The organism is Streptomyces sp. NPDC046860 (genome assembly GCF_040645115.1).
In the GTDB taxonomy this organism is placed as follows: Bacteria; Actinomycetota; Actinomycetes; order Streptomycetales; family Streptomycetaceae; genus Streptomyces.
Genome location: NZ_JBEYXQ010000002.1, coordinates 363,085 through 379,595 on the forward strand (window position 1 = coordinate 363,085; position 16,511 = coordinate 379,595).

The following is a 16,511-nucleotide window of genomic DNA, read 5'->3' on the forward strand; positions in this document are numbered from 1 at the left end:
GTCACTCGGGAAAGGTGCTGTCCACCCGAACGGGTGAGTGGTGAGTAACCCCACAAACCACCGGTTCCATTGGGATTTTCGGACAGGAGTGGGCCAAGATCCCTGTCTGACGACAAGCCCCCGCCACAGCGGCGGGGCGGTCCGGGCGGACGCCGAGTCCTGCCGCCGCCCGGATGCCCGGTCGACAGAAGTGCATCGGCAGGAGTGGAGGACCCGAGCAAGACGGGTCGCCGGGACGTTCGTCCGCAGCAGCGGGCGGCCGTGCCGAGCAGCCCTTGGGGTGAAGCCGTGGTGACACGGCCGGGCAACTTCGCCAGCCCGAATCCGACAGGTCATCCTTCACAGGCGGCTGACGAAGGGTTGCGCATGACTGCGCTCAATCGTGTCCCGTCGCTGATGGCCCGGGCCGGTACCGCCTCGGCCCTCACTCTGGCCGCCGTGGGCGGCTCGATCGTGGTGCCGGGGCTCGCCACCGACGCCTCCGCCGCGACCACCGCGACGAAGGCACTGAAGGTCGCCGCCTCGAAGAAGGGCGCACCGTACCGCTACGGGGCCACCGGTCCCCGCAGGTTCGACTGCTCGGGCCTGACGCTGTACTCGTTCAAGAAGGCGGGCAAGTCCCTGCCGCGTACGGCCGCACAGCAGTACAACAAGACGCACCACATCTCCTCCGGCCGCCGCAAGGCCGGTGACCTGGTGTTCTTCCACTCGGGCTCCAGCGTCTACCACGTCGGCATCTACGCCGGTAAGGGCAAGATCTGGCACGCGCCGAAGACCGGGGACGTGGTGCGGCTGCAGAAGATCTGGACCAGGAGCGTCTGGTACGGCCGGGTCAACTGACCCGGACGAGCGCGGCGGGAGCGGCTCCGCGCGGGCGTACGCGCCCCGGGAGCCGTTCCTGAGCGGGCCCCCGGCATCGGGGCGCCCGCGGCGGCTCAGCGGGCCGGAGATGCCTCCGGCCGGACCGCGTTGGCCAGCGGCTGGCGCGGGACGCTCCAGGGCAGCTCGACGAAGACCGTCTTGCCGCCCTCCCGGGTCGGCCGGACGCGCAGCTTGCCGCCGCACTCGACGGTGAGGCAGCGGATGATGGCCATGCCGCGCCCGTTGTCCTGGGCGACGGCGGCGGGGAGCCTCTTCGGCAGCCTCGGATGGCTGTCCGTCACCCCGATCAGCAGCAGCTCGTGCCGGGCCAGCACGACGTCCACGGTGAAGGTGGGCGACTGGCCCAGGGTGTGCTGGACGGCGTTGGTGGCGAGTTCGGAGACGATGAGGCGCACGGTGTCGGTCACCTCGTCGTCCGAGGGCAGCCCCCAGCCGGCCAGGGTGCCCACCACGTAGGACCGGGCCGTGGACACCGAGGCGGGATCGCTCGGCAGCGTGACGGAAGCTTCCAGGTGATCTGCCATGGCGAGGTCGTCCCTTTCCCACGGGGCCGCCCGCCGACCTCCCCCGGGCCGCGCGGCGACGCGGGGCGGAGGGTTTTCGGGACGGTTCCGCACTGATGCCTGCACGTCACCCTGCCATCACCGGGCCGGTCCGGGGAACCAACCCCCCAGATACGCGGACATCTGTCGCTCAACGGGGTGAACTCTACGACGCGAGACCGTATTTGACGGGGTTTTTCCCGGCCTCAGCGGGGCCGGACGGCGGTGATGACCCGTACGGCCCGTTCGATGTCCGCGTCCGACAGGTCCGCGCGGGCCGTCAGCCGCAGCCGGGAGACGCCGTCCGGGACCGAGGGCGGGCGGAAGCAGCCCACGGACAGACCCTCGGCACGGCAGTCGGCGGCCCAGCGCACGGCCGCGTCGGGCGACGGCGCCCGTACCGAGACCACGGCCGCGTCCGGGCGTACCGCCGCCAGGCCCTCGGCGGTCAGGCGGGCGTGCAGTCCGGCGGCGACCTCGCGGACACGCGCCGGGCGCCCGGGTTCGCGCCGGAGCAGGCGCAGCGCGGCCAGCGCGGCCCCCGCGGCGGCCGGGGCGAGACCGGTGTCGAAGATGAACGTCCGCGCGGTGTCGACCAGATGGGCGATCACGCGTGCCGGGCCCAGCACCACCCCGCCCTGGCTGCCCAGCGACTTGGAGAGCGTCGCGGTGACCACCACGTCGTCCGCGCCCGCGAGCCCGGCCGCGTGCGCCGCGCCCCGGCCGCCCTCCCCCAGCACGCCGAGACCGTGCGCGTCGTCCACGACCAGTCCGGCACCGTGCTCCCGGCAGGCTTCGGCCAGCCGGCCCAGGGGTGCCGCGTCGCCGTCGACGGAGAAGACCGTGTCGGAGACGGCGATCGCCTCGCCCCGGTGGGTCGCCAGTGCCTTGGCCACGGCTTCCGGGTCGGCGTGTCCGACGACCTGCTTGGTGCCGCGCGCCAGCCGGCAGCCGTCGATCAGGGAGGCGTGGTTGCACGCGTCGGAGACGATCAGCGAGCCGTGCGGGCCGAGCGCGGTGACGGCGGCCAGGTTGGCGGCGTAGCCGGAGGACAGCACGAGGGCCGCCTCGAAGCCGCAGAACGCGGCGAGTTCGTTCTCCAGCCGGGTGTGCAGCTCGGTGGTGCCGGTGACCAGGCGGGAGCCGGTCGCGCCGCCGCCCCAGGTCCGCGCCGCCCCGGCCGCGCCCTCGACGACCTCCGGATGGCGGGCCAGGCCCAGGTAGTCGTTGCTCGCCAGATCCAGCAGGGGTGAGTCGGCGGGGCGGGGGCGCAGGGTCCGCAGGAGTCCGGCGCGGCGGCGCGCCTCGGCCTGCTCGTCGATCCAGCCGAACGCCATGGGCTCCTCCGGGACTCGCTTTCGCGGACAAGGGATTTGTAGACAACAGACAGACACTAGCGGCGTGGAGAGCCGCCCATGATGTGGCAATACCCACACGGTGAACGCCGGTCGTTGTGCGAAGTCTCCTTGGCCCGAGGCGGTCGGGTAGGACAGGATCAACCCCCATGGACCTCCTGAACACGCTGGTGGACAAGGGACTGCGGCGCGAGACGCCGACGCGCGAGGAAGCGCTCGCCGTGCTCGCCACCTCCGACGACGACCTGCTCGATGTGGTGGCCGCGGCCGGGAAGGTGCGGCGGCACTGGTTCGGCCGCAGGGTGAAACTCAACTATCTGGTCAACCTCAAGTCGGGCCTGTGCCCGGAGGACTGCTCCTACTGCTCCCAGCGGCTGGGCTCCACGGCGGGCATCCTCAAGTACACCTGGCTGAAGCCGGACCAGGCGTCCGAGGCGGCGGCCGCCGGGCTCGCCGGGGGCGCCAAGCGGGTGTGCCTGGTGGCGTCCGGGCGCGGGCCCACCGACCGGGACGTGGACCGGGTCTCCGACACCATCAAGGCGATCAAGGAGCAGAACGAGGGCGTCGAGGTCTGTGCCTGCCTGGGCCTGCTCTCGGACGGTCAGGCGGAGCGGCTGCGGGAGGCGGGCGCCGACGCCTACAACCACAACCTGAACACCTCCGAGGCGACCTACGGCGACATCACCACCACCCACACCTACGCCGACCGGGTGGACACGGTCCACAAGGCGCACGCGGCCGGCCTCTCCGCCTGCTCGGGGCTGATCGCGGGCATGGGTGAGCGCGACGAGGACCTGGTGGACGTGGTGTTCGCGCTGCGGGAGCTGGACCCGGACTCCGTTCCGGTGAACTTCCTGATCCCGTTCGAGGGAACCCCGCTGGCCAAGGAGTGGAACCTCACCCCGCAGCGGTGTCTGCGCATCCTGGCGATGGTCCGCTTCGTCTGCCCGGACGTGGAGGTACGGATCGCGGGCGGCCGTGAGGTCCACCTGCGCACCCTCCAGCCGCTGGCGCTGCACCTGGCCAACTCGGTCTTCCTCGGGGACTACCTGACCAGCGAGGGCCAGGCGGGCAAGGCCGACCTGGAGATGATCGCGGACGCCGGGTTCGAGGTGGAGGGCGCGGACCAGGTGACGCTGCCGGAGCACCGGGCGGCGGCCGGAGGCGGCTGCGGGTCGCATGCGGCGGCGGGCGGCTGCGGCTCGGACGCGGCGGCGGGCGGCTGCGGGCCGGACGCGGAGACCTCCGGGTGCGGGTCGCACGCCGGGGGCGGGGTGTGCGGCACGGCCGGGCCCGCGGCCGAGGTGCCGGCCGGCACCGACGCGCGGACCGACCTGGTCGCCGTGCGCCGCCGGGGCGCCGGGACGGACCTCGCGCCCAATGCCTGAGCGGGACGCGGCCGAGCTGCTGGAGCTGGACCGGCGGCACGTGTGGCATCCGTACGGTCCGATGCCCGGCCGCACCGAGCCGCTTCTCGTGGAGTCGGCCAGCGGGGTCCGGCTGCGGCTCGCGGACGGCGGTGAGCTGGTCGACGGGATGTCGTCCTGGTGGTCGGCGATCCACGGCTACAACCACCCGGTGCTGAACGAGGCGGCGCGCGAGCAGCTGGGGCGGATGAGTCATGTGATGTTCGGCGGGCTCACCCACGAGCCCGCCGTCCGGCTGGCGAAGCACCTTGTCGACATGTCGCCCGAGGGGCTTGAGCACGTCTTCCTCGCGGACTCCGGGTCGGTGTCCGTCGAGGTGGCCGTCAAGATGTGCCTCCAGTACTGGCGTTCGCTGGGCCGTCCCGGCAAGCGGCGCCTGCTGACCTGGCGCGGCGGCTACCACGGGGACACCTGGCACCCGATGTCGGTGTGCGACCCGGAGGGCGGCATGCACGGGCTGTGGTCCGGCGCGCTGCCCCTCCAGGTCTTCGCCGACGCGCCGCCCGCCGAGTACGACGAGGCGCACGCGGAGCATCTGCGCTCGGTGATCGAGCGGCACGCGGACGAACTGGCCGCCGTGATCGTGGAGCCCGTGGTGCAGGGCGCGGGCGGGATGCGGTTCCACTCCCCCGCGTATCTGCGCGTGCTGCGCGAGGCGTGCGACGCGCACGACGTGCTGCTGGTGTTCGACGAGATCGCCACCGGATTCGGCCGCACCGGCGCGCTGTTCGCGGCGGAGCACGCGGCCCTCTCGCCGGACGTGATGTGCGTGGGCAAGGCGCTGACCGGCGGCTATCTGACCCTGGCGGCGACCCTGTGCACCGCGCGGGTGGCCGAGGGCATCTCGCGCGGTGAGGTGCCCGTGCTCGCGCACGGGCCGACGTTCATGGGCAACCCGCTGGCCGCCAGCGTGGCGTGCGCCTCGCTGGAGCTGCTGCTGGGGCAGGACTGGCCCGGTGAGGTCAAGCGGATCGAGACCGGTCTGCGGGACGGCCTGGCCGAGGCGGCCGGTCTGCCCGGTGTCCGGGACGTGCGCGTGCTGGGCGCGATCGGCGTGGTCCAGCTCGACCACGAGGTGGACATGGCGGCCGCGACGCGGGCCGCCGTGCGGGAGGGCGTGTGGCTGCGCCCCTTCCGCGACCTGGTCTACACGATGCCGCCGTACGTCACGGACGACGCGGACGTGGCACGGATCGCGCGCGCGGTGTGCGCCGCGGCGCGGGAGGGATGACATGCCGGTACTGGTGATCACGGGCACGGGCACGGAGATCGGCAAGACGATGGTGACGGCCGCCGTGGCGGCCTCCGCCCTCGCGGCCGGCCGCTCGGTGGCGGTGCTGAAGCCCGCCCAGACGGGAGTACGCCCGGACGAGCGCGGCGACGCCGACGAGGTGGCCCGCCTGGCGGGCCCGGTCACGGCCCGCGAACTGGCCCGCTACCCGGACCCGTTGGCGCCGGCCACGGCGGCCCGCCGGTCCGGCCTGCCCCCGGTCCGCCCCCGCGACGTGGCCGAGGCCGCCGCCAAGCTCGCCACCGAGCACGACCTGGTCCTGGTGGAGGGCGCGGGCGGCCTCCTGGTCCGCTTCGACCCCGCGGGCGGCACCCTGGCCGACGCGGCGTCCCTGCTCGACGCCCCGGTCCTGCTGGTCGCCCCCGCGAGCCTGGGCACCCTGAACTCCACGGAACTCACGGCACGCGAACTGCGCTCCCGCCACCTGGAGTTGACCGGGGTGGTGATCGGCTCCTGGCCCACCCGCCCGGACCTCGCCACCCGCTGCAACGTCACCGACCTCCCGGAGGTCGCGGGCGCCCCCCTCCTCGGCGCGCTCCCCAGGGGCACGGGCACCCTGCCCCCGCCGGACTTCCGCACCCACGCCCCGTCCTGGCTCTCCCCCCGCCTGTGGGGGACGTGGGACGCGGACGGGTTCCGGGAGCGGGAGGGGGCCTGGTAGGGGCGTACGGATTCCTCCCCGCTCGCATCCGCCGCTGCGCCGATGGCCGAACAGTGTTTCAGGTGTGGTCCGGGTCACACTAGGCTCGGCCATGGCCAAGGAGTCGGAACGTCGAGGCGACGGGGAGACCATCTTGTTCACATCTGCTGCTCAGGACGCGCCGGGCGCGGTGCCGGGGGACGGGACGGTGGCCCGGGCCCGTGGACTGACCAAGGCGTACGGCACCGGGGAAACGGCCGTGATCGCACTGGACTCGGTGGACGTGGACATCGCGCGGGGCCGGTTCACCGCCGTGATGGGTCCCTCCGGGTCCGGCAAGTCCACGCTGATGCACTGCCTGGCGGGGCTGGACACGGTCTCGGCCGGTCAGGTGTGGCTCGGGGACACCGAGATCACGGGGCTCAAGGACGGCGAGCTGACCAGGCTGCGCCGGGACCGGATCGGGTTCGTCTTCCAGTCGTTCAACCTGATCCCCACGCTCACGGCGGCGGAGAACATCACCCTGCCCATGGACATCGCGGGCCGCAGGCCCGAGCCGGGCTGGGTGGACCAGGTGATCGACCGGCTGGGTCTGCGCGACCGGCTCGGCCATCGCCCGGCGCAGTTGTCCGGCGGCCAGCAGCAGCGCGTGGCCTGCGCGCGGGCGCTGGCCTCGCGGCCGGAGCTGATCTTCGCGGACGAGCCCACCGGCAACCTGGACTCCCGGTCGGGCCTGGAGGTGCTGGGCTTCCTGCGCAGCGCGGTGGACGACCTCGGGCAGAGCGTGGTCATGGTGACGCACGACCCCGGTGCCGCCGCCCACTCCGATCTGGTGCTCTTCCTCGGTGACGGCAGGATCGTGGACCGGATGGAGCGGCCCACGGCGGACGCCGTGCTGGAGCGGATGAAGGCGTTCGACGTGGTCCGGGGCCGCCTGGGCGACGACGCCGTGGCGCGGGAGGACTGACCACCGTGCTCCGGGCGACTCTGCGCAGTTTCCTCGCGCACAAGGGGCGGCTGGCGCTCTCCGCGCTGGCCGTCGTGCTGTCCGTGGCGTTCGTCTCCGGCAGCCTGATCTTCTCCGACACGGTGACCCGTACCTTCGACCGGCTGTTCGCCTCCACCGCGGCGGACGTGACGGTCGGCCCGAAGCAGGACCTGCGTTCCCCCGTGCCCGGCGGCGCGGTGCAGACGGTGCCCGCGGACCTCGCGGCCCGGGTGGCGAAGGTCGGCGGTGTCGCGTCGGCGCACGCGGACGTGTCGGTGCAGAACATCACGGTGATCGACAGCCGGAACAGGTCGGTCGGCCCGACCACCGGGGCTCCGACCATCGCCACCTCCTGGTACATGACGGACCGCAGCCCGGTGGAGCTGACCTCCGGTCACGCGCCGCGCGGTGCGGGAGAGGCGCTGCTCGACGCGGACACCGCGGACAAGAAGCACGTACGCGTCGGCGACCGGCTGACCGTGCAGGCGCAGCCGGGGACGTTCCGGGTCCGGGTCGTCGGCATCGCCACGTTCCGGACCACCAACCCCGGCGCGGCGCTGGTCTTCCTGGACGGGGCCACGGCCGGGAAGCAGTTGCTGGGCTCGGCGGACCGGGCGACCGCCGTCTCGGTGGACGCGGCGCCGGGGGTGACCGACCCCGAGCTGAAGCGCCGGGTCGGTGCCGCGGTCGGCGGCGGCTACGAGCTGAGGACGGCCGCCGAGCAGGCCAAGTCGGCGGCGGCGAACCTCGGCGGCTTCCTCGACGTGATCAAGTACGTGATGCTGGGCTTCGCCGGCATCGCGGTGCTCGTCGGGATCTTCCTGATCGTCAACACCTTCTCCATGCTGATCGCCCAGCGCACCCGCGAGCTGGGCCTGCTGCGGGCGCTGGGCGCGGACCGGCGGCAGGTGCGGCGCTCGGTGCTGCTGGAGGCGCTGCTGCTCGGGGTGGTGGGCTCCACGCTGGGGCTCGCGGCCGGCATCGGGATGGCGTACGGGCTGATCCGGCTGATGAGCCTGTTCGGGATGAACCTGAAGGCCACGGAGATGGTGATCGGCTGGGGCACGCCGGTCGCGGCGTACGTGGTCGGGGTGGGCGTCACCTTCGTCGCCGCGTATCTGCCCGCCCGGCGGGCGGCGACGGTGTCGCCGATGTCCGCGCTGTCGGACGCCGAGGTCGCCGGGGTGGACAAGCCGCTGACGGGCCGGGCGGTCGCGGGCGGGGTCACGGGGCTGGCCGGGGCCGCCGCGCTGGCCGGCTGCGTGACGGCGACGAAGGCCGCACCGGCGGCCTCGCTGCTGGGGCTGGGCGTGGTGCTGACGCTGATCGCCGTGGTGATCGCCGGGCCGCTGCTGGTGCGGCCGGTGATCCGGGTGCTGGGCGCCGCGTTCCCGGCGCTGTTCGGTTCGGTGGGCCGCATGAGCCAGCGCAACGCGCTGCGCGATCCGCGCCGTACGGGTGCCACGGCGGCGGCGCTGATGGTGGGGCTGGCGCTGGTCGGCGGGATGTCGGTGGCCAGCGCCTCGATGTCGGCCTCGTTCGACCGGCAGATCGACCGCACCCTCGGGGCGGACTACATCGTGCAGAGCACCAACTTCACGCCGTTCAGCGACGACGTGCGGCGCACCGTGCTGGCCACCGACGGCGCCGGGCTGGTGGTACCGCAGCGGATCACGCCGCTCGCGGTGCGGATGCCGGACGGCCGGCGGGTGCAGACGGCCGCCGCGGCCTACGGGCGCGGGCTGGACGAGGTCGTGCACCTCACGTACACCCGCGGCGGTACCGCGTCCGCGCTGGCGGACGGGCGGCTGGCGATGGACTCCGGGTTCGCGCGGGACCACGGCGCGCGGATCGGGAGCGTGCTGCCGGTCGAGTTCCCCGGCGGGCGCGTGGCGCGGCTGACGGTCGGCGCGCTCACCAACCTGGACTCGCCGGAGGGCTTCGGCACGCAGGGCGGCATCTTCCTGGGCCTCGGCACGGTGGACACCTATGTGCCCGGCGCCCAGGACTCGGTGCTGTACGTCAACGCCGCGCCCGGCACCGACCGGGACGCGCTGCGCTCCTCGCTGGAGTCGGCGCTGAAGCCGTACCCGCAGCTCCAGGTCCGCGACCAGGCCGACTACAAGAAGCTGGTGCACGACCAGATCTCGGTGCTGCTGTTCCTGGTGTACGCGCTGCTGGGGCTGGCGATCGTCATCGCGGTGCTCGGGGTGGTCAACACCCTGGCGCTGTCGGTGGTGGAACGCACCCGCGAGATCGGGCTGCTGCGGGCGATCGGGCTGAGCAGGCGGCAGCTGCGCCGGATGATCCGGCTGGAGTCGGTGGTGATCGCCGTGTTCGGCGCGGTGCTCGGGCTGGCCCTGGGCCTGGTGTGGGGGGTGTGCGGTCAGCAGGTGCTGGCGCTGCGCGGGCTGAAGGAGCTCCAGGTGCCCTGGGGCACGATCGTCGCCGTGGTGATCGGCTCGGCGGTGGTGGGTGTGGTGGCGGCGCTGCTCCCGGCGCTGCGGGCCTCGCGGATGAACGTACTGGCCGCGATCGCGCACGAGTGATCCGGGCCCGGTCCGGTGGCGGGTTTCCCCCGGGCGCGGCACGGTATAGATGGTCCGTACCGCGTGATCTGCAAGGGGGCGCGTCCCGGCGCGGACTTCGGGCTCGTCCGCGAGCCCGCGTCTCCTCCCGGCCGGGCCCGTTCGGCCACCGTTCTCCGGACCTGGTGTCCGGGGCACCGCGTCCCCAGCCGGAAGAGGGATGCGCCATGACGACCAACTCCAGCGACGGGCAGGTCGGCTTCGCCGATCTCGACCTGGCCCCCGAGATCCAGCGGGCGCTGACCGCGCTCGGCTACGAGGAGCCCACCCCGATCCAGCAGGAGGCCATCCCGCCCCTGCTGGAGGGCAACGACCTGCTCGGGCAGGCGGCGACGGGCACGGGCAAGACGGCGGCCTTCGCCCTGCCGGTGATCCAGCGCATCGCCCGCGAGGGCAAGGGCAAGGGCCCTTCCGCCCTGGTGCTGGTGCCGACCCGCGAGCTGGCCATCCAGGTCTCGGAGGCCGTGCACCGCTACGGCACCGATCTCGGCGTCCGCGTCCTGCCGGTCTACGGCGGGCAGCCCATCGGCCGCCAGCTCCGCGAACTGCAGCGCGGGGTGGACGTGGTGGTGGCGACGCCGGGCCGGGCCCTGGACCACATCGCGCGCGGCACGCTGCCCCTCGGCGGCCTGCGCACGGTCGTGCTGGACGAGGCCGACGAGATGCTGGACATGGGGTTCGCGGAGGACATCGACTCGATCCTGGAGAACGTGCCCGAGGAACGGCAGACGGTGCTGTTCTCGGCGACGATGCCCTCGCGGATCGACTCCATGGCGCGCAAGCACCTGCGGGACCCGGTGCGGGTGCGGATCGAGCGGGAGGCCCCGGCGCCCGGTGAGGCGCCACGCATCCGGGAGTCGGCGTACATCGTGGGGCGGGCGCAGAAGGCGGCCGCGCTGGGCCGGCTGCTGGACGTGGAGTCCCCGGAGGCGGCGATCGTGTTCTGCCGCACCCGTGACCAGGTCGACCAGCTCTCCGAGACCCTGAACGGCCGCGGCTACCGCGCCGAGGCGCTGCACGGCGGGCTGAGCCAGGAGCAGCGGGACCGGGTGATGGGCAGGCTGCGCGGCGGTACGGCGGATCTGCTGGTGGCGACCGATGTCGCGGCCCGCGGTATCGACGTGGAGCACCTCACGCACGTGATCAACTACGACGTCCCGTCGGCGCCGGAGTCGTACGTGCACCGGATCGGGCGCGTCGGGCGGGCGGGGCGCGAGGGCGTGGCGATCACGCTCGCGGAGCCCCGGGAGTCCCGGATGCTCAAGGCGATCGAGCGGGCGACGGGCCGGAAGGTCCCGCTGGAGAAGGTGCCCTCGGTCGCGGACCTGCGGGCCAGGCGGCTGGAGCTGACGCGGGCCGCGCTGCACGAGAGCCTGCTTCAGGACGAGGACCTGGAGCGGTTCCGGGTGGTGGTGGAGACCCTCGGGGACGAGTTCGACGTGATGGACGTGGCGCTGGCGGCGGTGAAGCTGGCCCACGAGTCCGGCGGGGCCGCGTTCGACGAGGAGGAGATCCCCGAGCTGGCGCCGCGGGACCGGGACCGCGGCGACCGCGGGGGCCGGGACCGCGACCGGGACCGGGGTCCGCGCGGGCGGCGGCCGCAGCGGACCTCGCCGGGGATGACCCGGCTGTTCGTCGGGGCCGGGCGCAGTGCGGGGGTGCGGCCGCAGGACCTGGTGGGTGCCATCGCCGGGGAGACGCGGCTGAGCGGGCGGGACATCGGGGCGATCGAGATCGCCGACCGCTTCTCCCTGGTGGAGGTGCCCGAGGAGGCGGCGGACGACGTGGTACGGGCGATGCGCGGCGCCAACGTCAAGGGCCGCCGTGCCCAGGTCCGCCGCGAGCGCGACCACGCCCGCTGACCGGACGCGGACCGGGCGCCCGGCGGGGCGCCCGGTTCCCCTGGGCGCAATCGGTCCCGCATGCCGGAAACCCTCTGGTCCGGCGGCCGCCCGCTCTGCTTGGCTCGGGCTCATGAGTGATCCGTACATCCGCCGGGCCGGTCCCGGTGACATCGACGCCGTGCTGGAGTTCTGGCGCGAGGCCGCCGAGGGCACGAGCATCAGCGACGACCGCGCCGGGGTGGCCCGGCTCCTCGAACGGGACCCCGAGGCCCTGCTCCTGGCCGAGCTGGACGGGGTCCTGGTGGGCTCGGTCATCGCCGGTTTCGACGGCTGGCGGTGCTCCGCGTACCGGCTCGCGGTGCACCCCGGCCACCGGCGCCGGGGCATCTCCCGGGCGCTGCTCGCGGCGGCGGAGAACCGGTTCGCCGCACTGGGCGGGCGGCGCGTGGACGCGATGGTGCTGGTCCGCAACGAGAACGCCCACCATGCCTGGCGCGCGGCGGGGTACGGGCCACAGGAGAAGTGGCGTCGCTGGGTCAAGCCGCTGAGCGGCTGAACCCGACGGAGGCCGCTTTGCCGATCCTTTACCATTGGAGCAGCATCTCGGCACTCGATGAAAGGTCGTGAGCGTCCTCCCATGGGCGAGCCTCCCAGTCCGCGCCACCGACATCGCGCGGTCCACCCCGTCCTGACCGATCCTGGGACGGAGGTGACCCGATGACCGAAGTGCTGCTCCTGCTGGTGGCGATCCTGCTCTCGCTCGCCTGCGGGGCCTTCGTGGCGGCCGAGTTCTCGCTGACCACGGTCCAGCGCGGCGAGCTGGAGCGGGCCGCGGCGGCGGGCGAGCGTGGCGCTTCCGGCGCGCTGAAGGCCGTACGCCAGCTCACCTTCCAGCTCTCCGGCGCCCAGCTCGGCATCACCGTCACCAACCTGATCGTCGGCATGCTGGCCGAGCCGTCCATCGCGGCACTGCTGTCGGGACCGTTCCGCGCCATGGGGCTCTCCCCCGCCACGGCCAGCTCGGCCGCGCTGGTCCTGGGGACCGCGCTGTCGACGGTGTTCCTGATGGTGGTCGGCGAACTGGTGCCGAAGAACTGGGCGATCTCCTCGCCGCTGGCCGTGGCCAAGCGGGTGGGCACCCCCCAGCGCTGGTTCAGCCTGGCCTTCCGCCCCTTCATCACCCACCTCAACAACACCGCGAACCGCATCGTGCGCCGCTTCGGCCTGGAGCCCGCCGAGGAGCTGGCGTCCGCGCGCGGGCCGCAGGAGCTGGTGGCGCTCGCCCGGCACTCCGCGAAGGCCGGCTCGCTGGAGCCGGACACCGCGGAGCTGTTCGTGCGCACGCTGAATCTCGCCGACCTGACCGCGGAGAACGTGATGACCCCGCGCGTCCAGGTCGTCGCCCTCGACACCCTGGCCACCTGCGAGGACGTGGCGAACGCGACGCGTGCCACCGGCCTGTCCCGGTTCCCGGTCTACCGGGGAAACCTGGACTCGGTGGTCGGTGTCGCCCACATCAAGGACGTACTGGCGCTGCCCGCCGAGGACCGGCCCGTCCGCTCGGTGACCCAGATCATGCGCGAACCCCTCCTGGTGCCCGAGTCCCTCACCGTGAACCGGCTGCTGGACCGGCTGTCGGGCAAGCGCACCATGGCCGTCGTCATAGACGAGTACGGCGGCACCGCGGGCGTGGCCACGCTGGAGGACATCGTCGAGGAGGTCGTCGGCGAGGTACGCGACGAGCACGACCCGCACGAGACCCCCGACCTGGCCCCGGCCGGCACCGACGAACAGGGCCGCACCCTGTACTCGGCGGACGGCGCGGCCCGCACCGACCAGCTCGCGCGGGTGGGCCTGCGCGTGCCCGAGGGCCCGTACGAGACGCTGGCCGGGCTGGTCGCCACCGAGCTGGGCCGCATCCCGGAGATCGGTGACAGCGTGACGGCCGAGGGCTGGCGGATGGACGTGGTGGACGCCTCCGGGCACCGGGCCGCGCGGCTGCTCCTGCACGCCCCGGCCGCCGCGCCGCACGGCAGGCAGAGCGACGAGCGGACGGGGAGGGCGCGATGACCGCCGTACAGATACTGATCGGTCTGGCGACCCTGATCGTCAACGCGTTCTTCGTGGGCGCCGAGTTCGCGCTGATCTCGGTGCGGCGCTCGCAGGTCGAGCCGCTGGCCCAGGAGGGCGACAAGCGGGCCCGGCGGGTGCTGTGGGGGCTGGAGCACGTGTCGGCGCTGCTGGCCGCCGCCCAGCTCGGCATCACGCTGTGCACGCTGGTCCTCGGTGTGGTCGCGGAGCCGGCCATCGCGCACCTGCTGGAGCCGGTGTTCCACGCGATGGGCGTGCCCTCGGGCGCCGGGCACGCGGTGTCCTTCGTGATCGCGCTGACCCTGGCCACCTATCTGCACATGCTGCTGGGCGAGATGGTGCCGAAGAACATCGCGCTCGCCGAGCCGGTGCGGACCGCGCTGCTGCTCGGCCCGCCGCTGGTGGCGCTGGCCCGCGCGCTGCGCCCGGTGATCTTCTCCGTCAACGCCTTCGCCAACGGCCTGCTGAAGCTGCTGCGGGTGGAGGCGAAGGACGAGGTCTCCGCGACGTTCACCGACACCGAGCTGGCCGAGATCGTCAAGGACGCCACCGAGGCGGGCCTGATCGACGGCCGGGCGCAGGAGCGCCTGCGCGACGCGCTGGAGCTGGGCAGCCGCCCGGTCCGGGACGTGGTGGTGCCGCTGGAGCGGGTGGTCTACACGAGCGTCGGCGTCACCCCGGAGCAGCTGGAGCGGCTGTCGGCCGAGTCGGGCTTCTCCCGGTTCCCGGTGGTCGACGCGGGGCGCCGGATCGTGGGCTACCTGCATGTGAAGGACGCGCTGGACGCCTCGCCGCGCGACGTGCCGTTCCGGCTGCGCGACATGCGGCCGATCGCGCGGGTGCGGGAGACCTCCCCGCTGGACGACGTGCTCACCGCGATGCGCGGCAGCCGCACGCACGTGGCGGCGGTGATCGGGGCGGACGGGAAGCTGGCCGGCCTGGTGACCATGGAGGACGTGCTGCGGGAGCTGTTCGGGCAGACCGCCTGACAGGCAGGGGCCGGAGGCGGGGTACGGGGGCCGGGTACGGGGGCACCGACCGGTGGGTATGGCGGCGGGATACCATCTCTGTCGCCATGCAGACGAATTCCACACCTCCCGCGTACACCAGCCTCGTCGCTCTGGGCGACTCCTTCACCGAGGGCATGTCGGACCAGCTGCCCGACGGCTCCTACCGGGGCTGGGCGGACCTGCTGGCGGCCCGGATGGCCGCCCGCACCCCCGGCTTCCGGTACGCCAACCTGGCGGTGCGCGGAAAGCTGATCCAGCAGATCGTCGACGAGCAGGTGGACCTCGCGGCCGCGATGCGGCCCGACGTGATCACCCTGGTCGGCGGCCTCAACGACACCCTGCGGCCCAAGTGCGACATGGACCGGGTGCGGGATCTGCTGACCGAGGCGGTGGAACGGCTGGCGCCGCACTGCGAGCGGCTGGTGCTGATGCGCAGCCCCGGCCGCCAAGGCCCGGTGCTGGACAAGTTCCGCCCGCGCATGGAGGAGCTGTTCGCCTGCGTGGACGAGCTGGCCGCCAAGCACGACGCGGTCGTGGTCGACCTCTACGGGGCGCCGTCGCTGGGCGACCCCCGCCTGTGGGACGTGGACCGGCTGCACCTGACCCACGAGGGGCACCGCCGGGTGGCGGAGGCGGTCTGGCAGTCGCTCGGCCACGCGGCCGAGGACGCCGAGTGGCGCACCCCCATGGCCGCCACCCCGCCGCCCGGCTGGGGAGCGCGCCGGGTCGCCGACGTCCGCTTCACCCGGCAGTACCTCCTGCCGTGGATAGCCCGCCGCCTCACCGGCCGCTCCTCGGGCGACGGCCTCCCGGCCAAGCGCCCGGACCTGCTGCCGTACGAGCTGACGCACGGGGACCCGGCGTAGGGCCTGTCAGGCCGGAGGCGACTCTCGCGGTTCAGCCGTTCGCCGTGCGACAGACGGGCTCGGCCGGGCCCCGGTCCACGGGGATCCCGAGCCGGCCGGCCACGGTGGTGAGCGCCGGGCCCAGAGGGAGGGCGACCCGGGCGCGGGCGTGCACGTCGCCGCGGGTCGGGTCCAGGTTGACGACGAACACCGGCTTCCCGGCCTCGGCCGCCTGGCGGACGAAGCGGAGCCCGGACATCACCGTCAGCGAGGAGCCCAGGACCAGCAGCGTGGCCGCCTCGCGGACCAGGGCGCGGCAGTGCTCGACGCGGGCGGGCGGGACGGCCTCGCCGAAGAACACCACGTCCGGCTTGAGGATGCCCCCGCAGACCGCGCAGGGCACCACGCGGAAGTCGCCGACCTGGTCGTCGGTGAGGTCGGCGTCACCGTCCGGGTTGATACCGGCGGCCACCGGGGCGAATCCCGGGTTCGCCTCCTCCAGCCGCCCGGCGAGGACGCTTCGCGGGCTGAGGTCGCCGCAGGAGAGGCAGACGACGCGGTCCAGGCTGCCGTGGAGTTCCACGACGTCCTGGCTCCCGGCCGCCTGGTGCAGGCCGTCGACGTTCTGGGTGATCACGCCGGACAGCAGGCCGTGCCGTCCGAACGCGGCCACCGCCCGGTGCCCGGCGTTGGGGCGGGCGCGGCCGAAGGTGCGCCAGCCCAGGTGGCTGCGGGCCCAGTACCGGCGCCGGGCCCGGTCCCCGCCGGTGAAGTCCTGGTAGGTCATCGGGGTGTGCCGGCTCAGGCTGCCACCCTCGCCGCGGTAGTCGGGGATGCCCGACTCCGTGGAGATGCCCGCCCCGCTCAGCACGAGCACCCCGCCCGCGCCCAGCGCCTCGGCGACCGGCCCCGGATCGGTGATGCCCGGCGGCAGTTCCCCGCTCGGGGTCCAGCTCAACGTAGGACGCATGCGCATACTGCAAGAGTAGGGAACCCGCCCGCGATGCC

At 73.7% G+C, this 16,511-nt stretch carries 14 protein-coding genes and 1 riboswitch; of the genes, 11 read left to right on the plus strand and 3 right to left on the minus strand.

The features are described 5' to 3' along the window. Nucleotides 1-181 precede the first annotated feature (181 nt). Nucleotides 182-363, plus strand: a riboswitch (cyclic di-AMP (ydaO/yuaA leader). Nucleotides 364-366: 3 nt separating this feature from the next. Further along, nucleotides 367-840, plus strand: coding sequence for a C40 family peptidase (locus ABZ898_RS05190; protein ID WP_361652918.1), 474 nt, complete (start codon nucleotides 367-369; stop codon nucleotides 838-840). 95 nt (nucleotides 841-935) lie between these two features. Here the strand turns inward: ABZ898_RS05190 and ABZ898_RS05195 are convergent, their stop codons facing one another. Together ABZ898_RS05195 and ABZ898_RS05200 are read right to left on the minus strand one after the other, a co-directional pair. Beyond that, a complete protein-coding gene (locus tag ABZ898_RS05195) occupies nucleotides 936-1,406 on the minus strand; it encodes an ATP-binding protein (protein WP_361652920.1) in 471 nt (156 codons plus the stop codon). Between the two features lie 224 nt (nucleotides 1,407-1,630). Then, nucleotides 1,631-2,761, minus strand: a complete 1,131-nt coding sequence (locus ABZ898_RS05200; protein ID WP_361652922.1) for an 8-amino-7-oxononanoate synthase — start codon at nucleotides 2,759-2,761, stop codon at nucleotides 1,631-1,633. A gap of 167 nt (nucleotides 2,762-2,928) precedes the next feature. Between ABZ898_RS05200 and bioB the strand changes: the two genes are divergently transcribed. The 10 genes from bioB to ABZ898_RS05250 all read left to right on the plus strand — a co-directional run bounded on the left by bioB (nucleotide 2,929) and on the right by ABZ898_RS05250 (nucleotide 15,524). Continuing rightward, nucleotides 2,929-4,167: a biotin synthase BioB gene (gene bioB / locus ABZ898_RS05205; protein ID WP_361652924.1), complete on the plus strand. Its 1,239-nt coding sequence runs from the start codon at nucleotides 2,929-2,931 to the stop codon at nucleotides 4,165-4,167. Then, complete coding sequence (locus ABZ898_RS05210) at nucleotides 4,160-5,437, plus strand: adenosylmethionine--8-amino-7-oxononanoate transaminase (RefSeq protein WP_361652926.1); 1,278 nt, start codon at nucleotides 4,160-4,162, stop codon at nucleotides 5,435-5,437. Before bioB ends, ABZ898_RS05210 begins: the two co-directional genes overlap by 8 nt. 1 nt (nucleotide 5,438) lies before the next feature. Then, nucleotides 5,439-6,158, plus strand: coding sequence for a dethiobiotin synthase (gene bioD, locus ABZ898_RS05215; RefSeq protein WP_361652928.1), 720 nt, complete (start codon nucleotides 5,439-5,441; stop codon nucleotides 6,156-6,158). Nucleotides 6,159-6,291: 133 nt separating this feature from the next. Continuing rightward, complete coding sequence (locus ABZ898_RS05220) at nucleotides 6,292-7,104, plus strand: ABC transporter ATP-binding protein (protein WP_361652930.1); 813 nt, start codon at nucleotides 6,292-6,294, stop codon at nucleotides 7,102-7,104. 5 nt (nucleotides 7,105-7,109) lie between these two features. Then, entirely contained in the window at nucleotides 7,110-9,674 is a 2,565-nt protein-coding gene (locus tag ABZ898_RS05225) for an ABC transporter permease (protein ID WP_361652932.1), read from the plus strand. A 206-nt stretch (nucleotides 9,675-9,880) separates the two neighbouring features. Continuing rightward, nucleotides 9,881-11,575, plus strand: coding sequence for a DEAD/DEAH box helicase (locus ABZ898_RS05230; RefSeq protein WP_361652934.1), 1,695 nt, complete (start codon nucleotides 9,881-9,883; stop codon nucleotides 11,573-11,575). A gap of 112 nt (nucleotides 11,576-11,687) precedes the next feature. Then, nucleotides 11,688-12,113 carry a GNAT family N-acetyltransferase gene (locus ABZ898_RS05235; protein WP_361652936.1) on the plus strand — a complete coding sequence of 142 codons (426 nt, stop codon included), beginning with the start codon at nucleotides 11,688-11,690 and terminating at the stop codon, nucleotides 12,111-12,113. Between the two features lie 161 nt (nucleotides 12,114-12,274). Continuing rightward, nucleotides 12,275-13,627 (plus strand): hemolysin family protein, encoded by a 1,353-nt coding sequence (locus tag ABZ898_RS05240; protein WP_361652938.1) that lies wholly within the window; start codon nucleotides 12,275-12,277, stop codon nucleotides 13,625-13,627. Next, nucleotides 13,624-14,637, plus strand: a complete 1,014-nt coding sequence (locus tag ABZ898_RS05245; RefSeq protein ID WP_361652940.1) for a hemolysin family protein — start codon at nucleotides 13,624-13,626, stop codon at nucleotides 14,635-14,637. Before ABZ898_RS05240 ends, ABZ898_RS05245 begins: the two co-directional genes overlap by 4 nt. Before the next feature lie 86 nt (nucleotides 14,638-14,723). Further along, nucleotides 14,724-15,524, plus strand: a complete 801-nt coding sequence (locus ABZ898_RS05250; RefSeq protein WP_361652942.1) for an SGNH/GDSL hydrolase family protein — start codon at nucleotides 14,724-14,726, stop codon at nucleotides 15,522-15,524. Between the two features lie 31 nt (nucleotides 15,525-15,555). Here ABZ898_RS05250 and ABZ898_RS05255 read toward each other — a convergent pair whose 3' ends face one another. After that, nucleotides 15,556-16,479, minus strand: a complete 924-nt coding sequence (locus ABZ898_RS05255; protein WP_361652944.1) for an NAD-dependent protein deacetylase — start codon at nucleotides 16,477-16,479, stop codon at nucleotides 15,556-15,558. Between the last annotated feature and the right edge of the window lie 32 nt (nucleotides 16,480-16,511).

Coding starts and splice junctions, on each gene's coding strand:
- ABZ898_RS05255 (WP_361652944.1), bottom strand. CDS start 16,479: ATGCGCATGCGTCCTACGTTGAGCTGGACCCCGAGCGGGGAACTGCCG.
- ABZ898_RS05210 (WP_361652926.1), top strand. CDS start 4,160: ATGCCTGAGCGGGACGCGGCCGAGCTGCTGGAGCTGGACCGGCGGCAC.
- ABZ898_RS05200 (WP_361652922.1), bottom strand. CDS start 2,761: ATGGCGTTCGGCTGGATCGACGAGCAGGCCGAGGCGCGCCGCCGCGCC.
- ABZ898_RS05235 (WP_361652936.1), top strand. CDS start 11,688: ATGAGTGATCCGTACATCCGCCGGGCCGGTCCCGGTGACATCGACGCC.
- bioD (WP_361652928.1), top strand. CDS start 5,439: ATGCCGGTACTGGTGATCACGGGCACGGGCACGGAGATCGGCAAGACG.
- ABZ898_RS05245 (WP_361652940.1), top strand. CDS start 13,624: ATGACCGCCGTACAGATACTGATCGGTCTGGCGACCCTGATCGTCAAC.
- ABZ898_RS05195 (WP_361652920.1), bottom strand. CDS start 1,406: ATGGCAGATCACCTGGAAGCTTCCGTCACGCTGCCGAGCGATCCCGCC.
- ABZ898_RS05230 (WP_361652934.1), top strand. CDS start 9,881: ATGACGACCAACTCCAGCGACGGGCAGGTCGGCTTCGCCGATCTCGAC.
- ABZ898_RS05250 (WP_361652942.1), top strand. CDS start 14,724: ATGCAGACGAATTCCACACCTCCCGCGTACACCAGCCTCGTCGCTCTG.
- bioB (WP_361652924.1), top strand. CDS start 2,929: ATGGACCTCCTGAACACGCTGGTGGACAAGGGACTGCGGCGCGAGACG.
- ABZ898_RS05190 (WP_361652918.1), top strand. CDS start 367: ATGACTGCGCTCAATCGTGTCCCGTCGCTGATGGCCCGGGCCGGTACC.
- ABZ898_RS05240 (WP_361652938.1), top strand. CDS start 12,275: ATGACCGAAGTGCTGCTCCTGCTGGTGGCGATCCTGCTCTCGCTCGCC.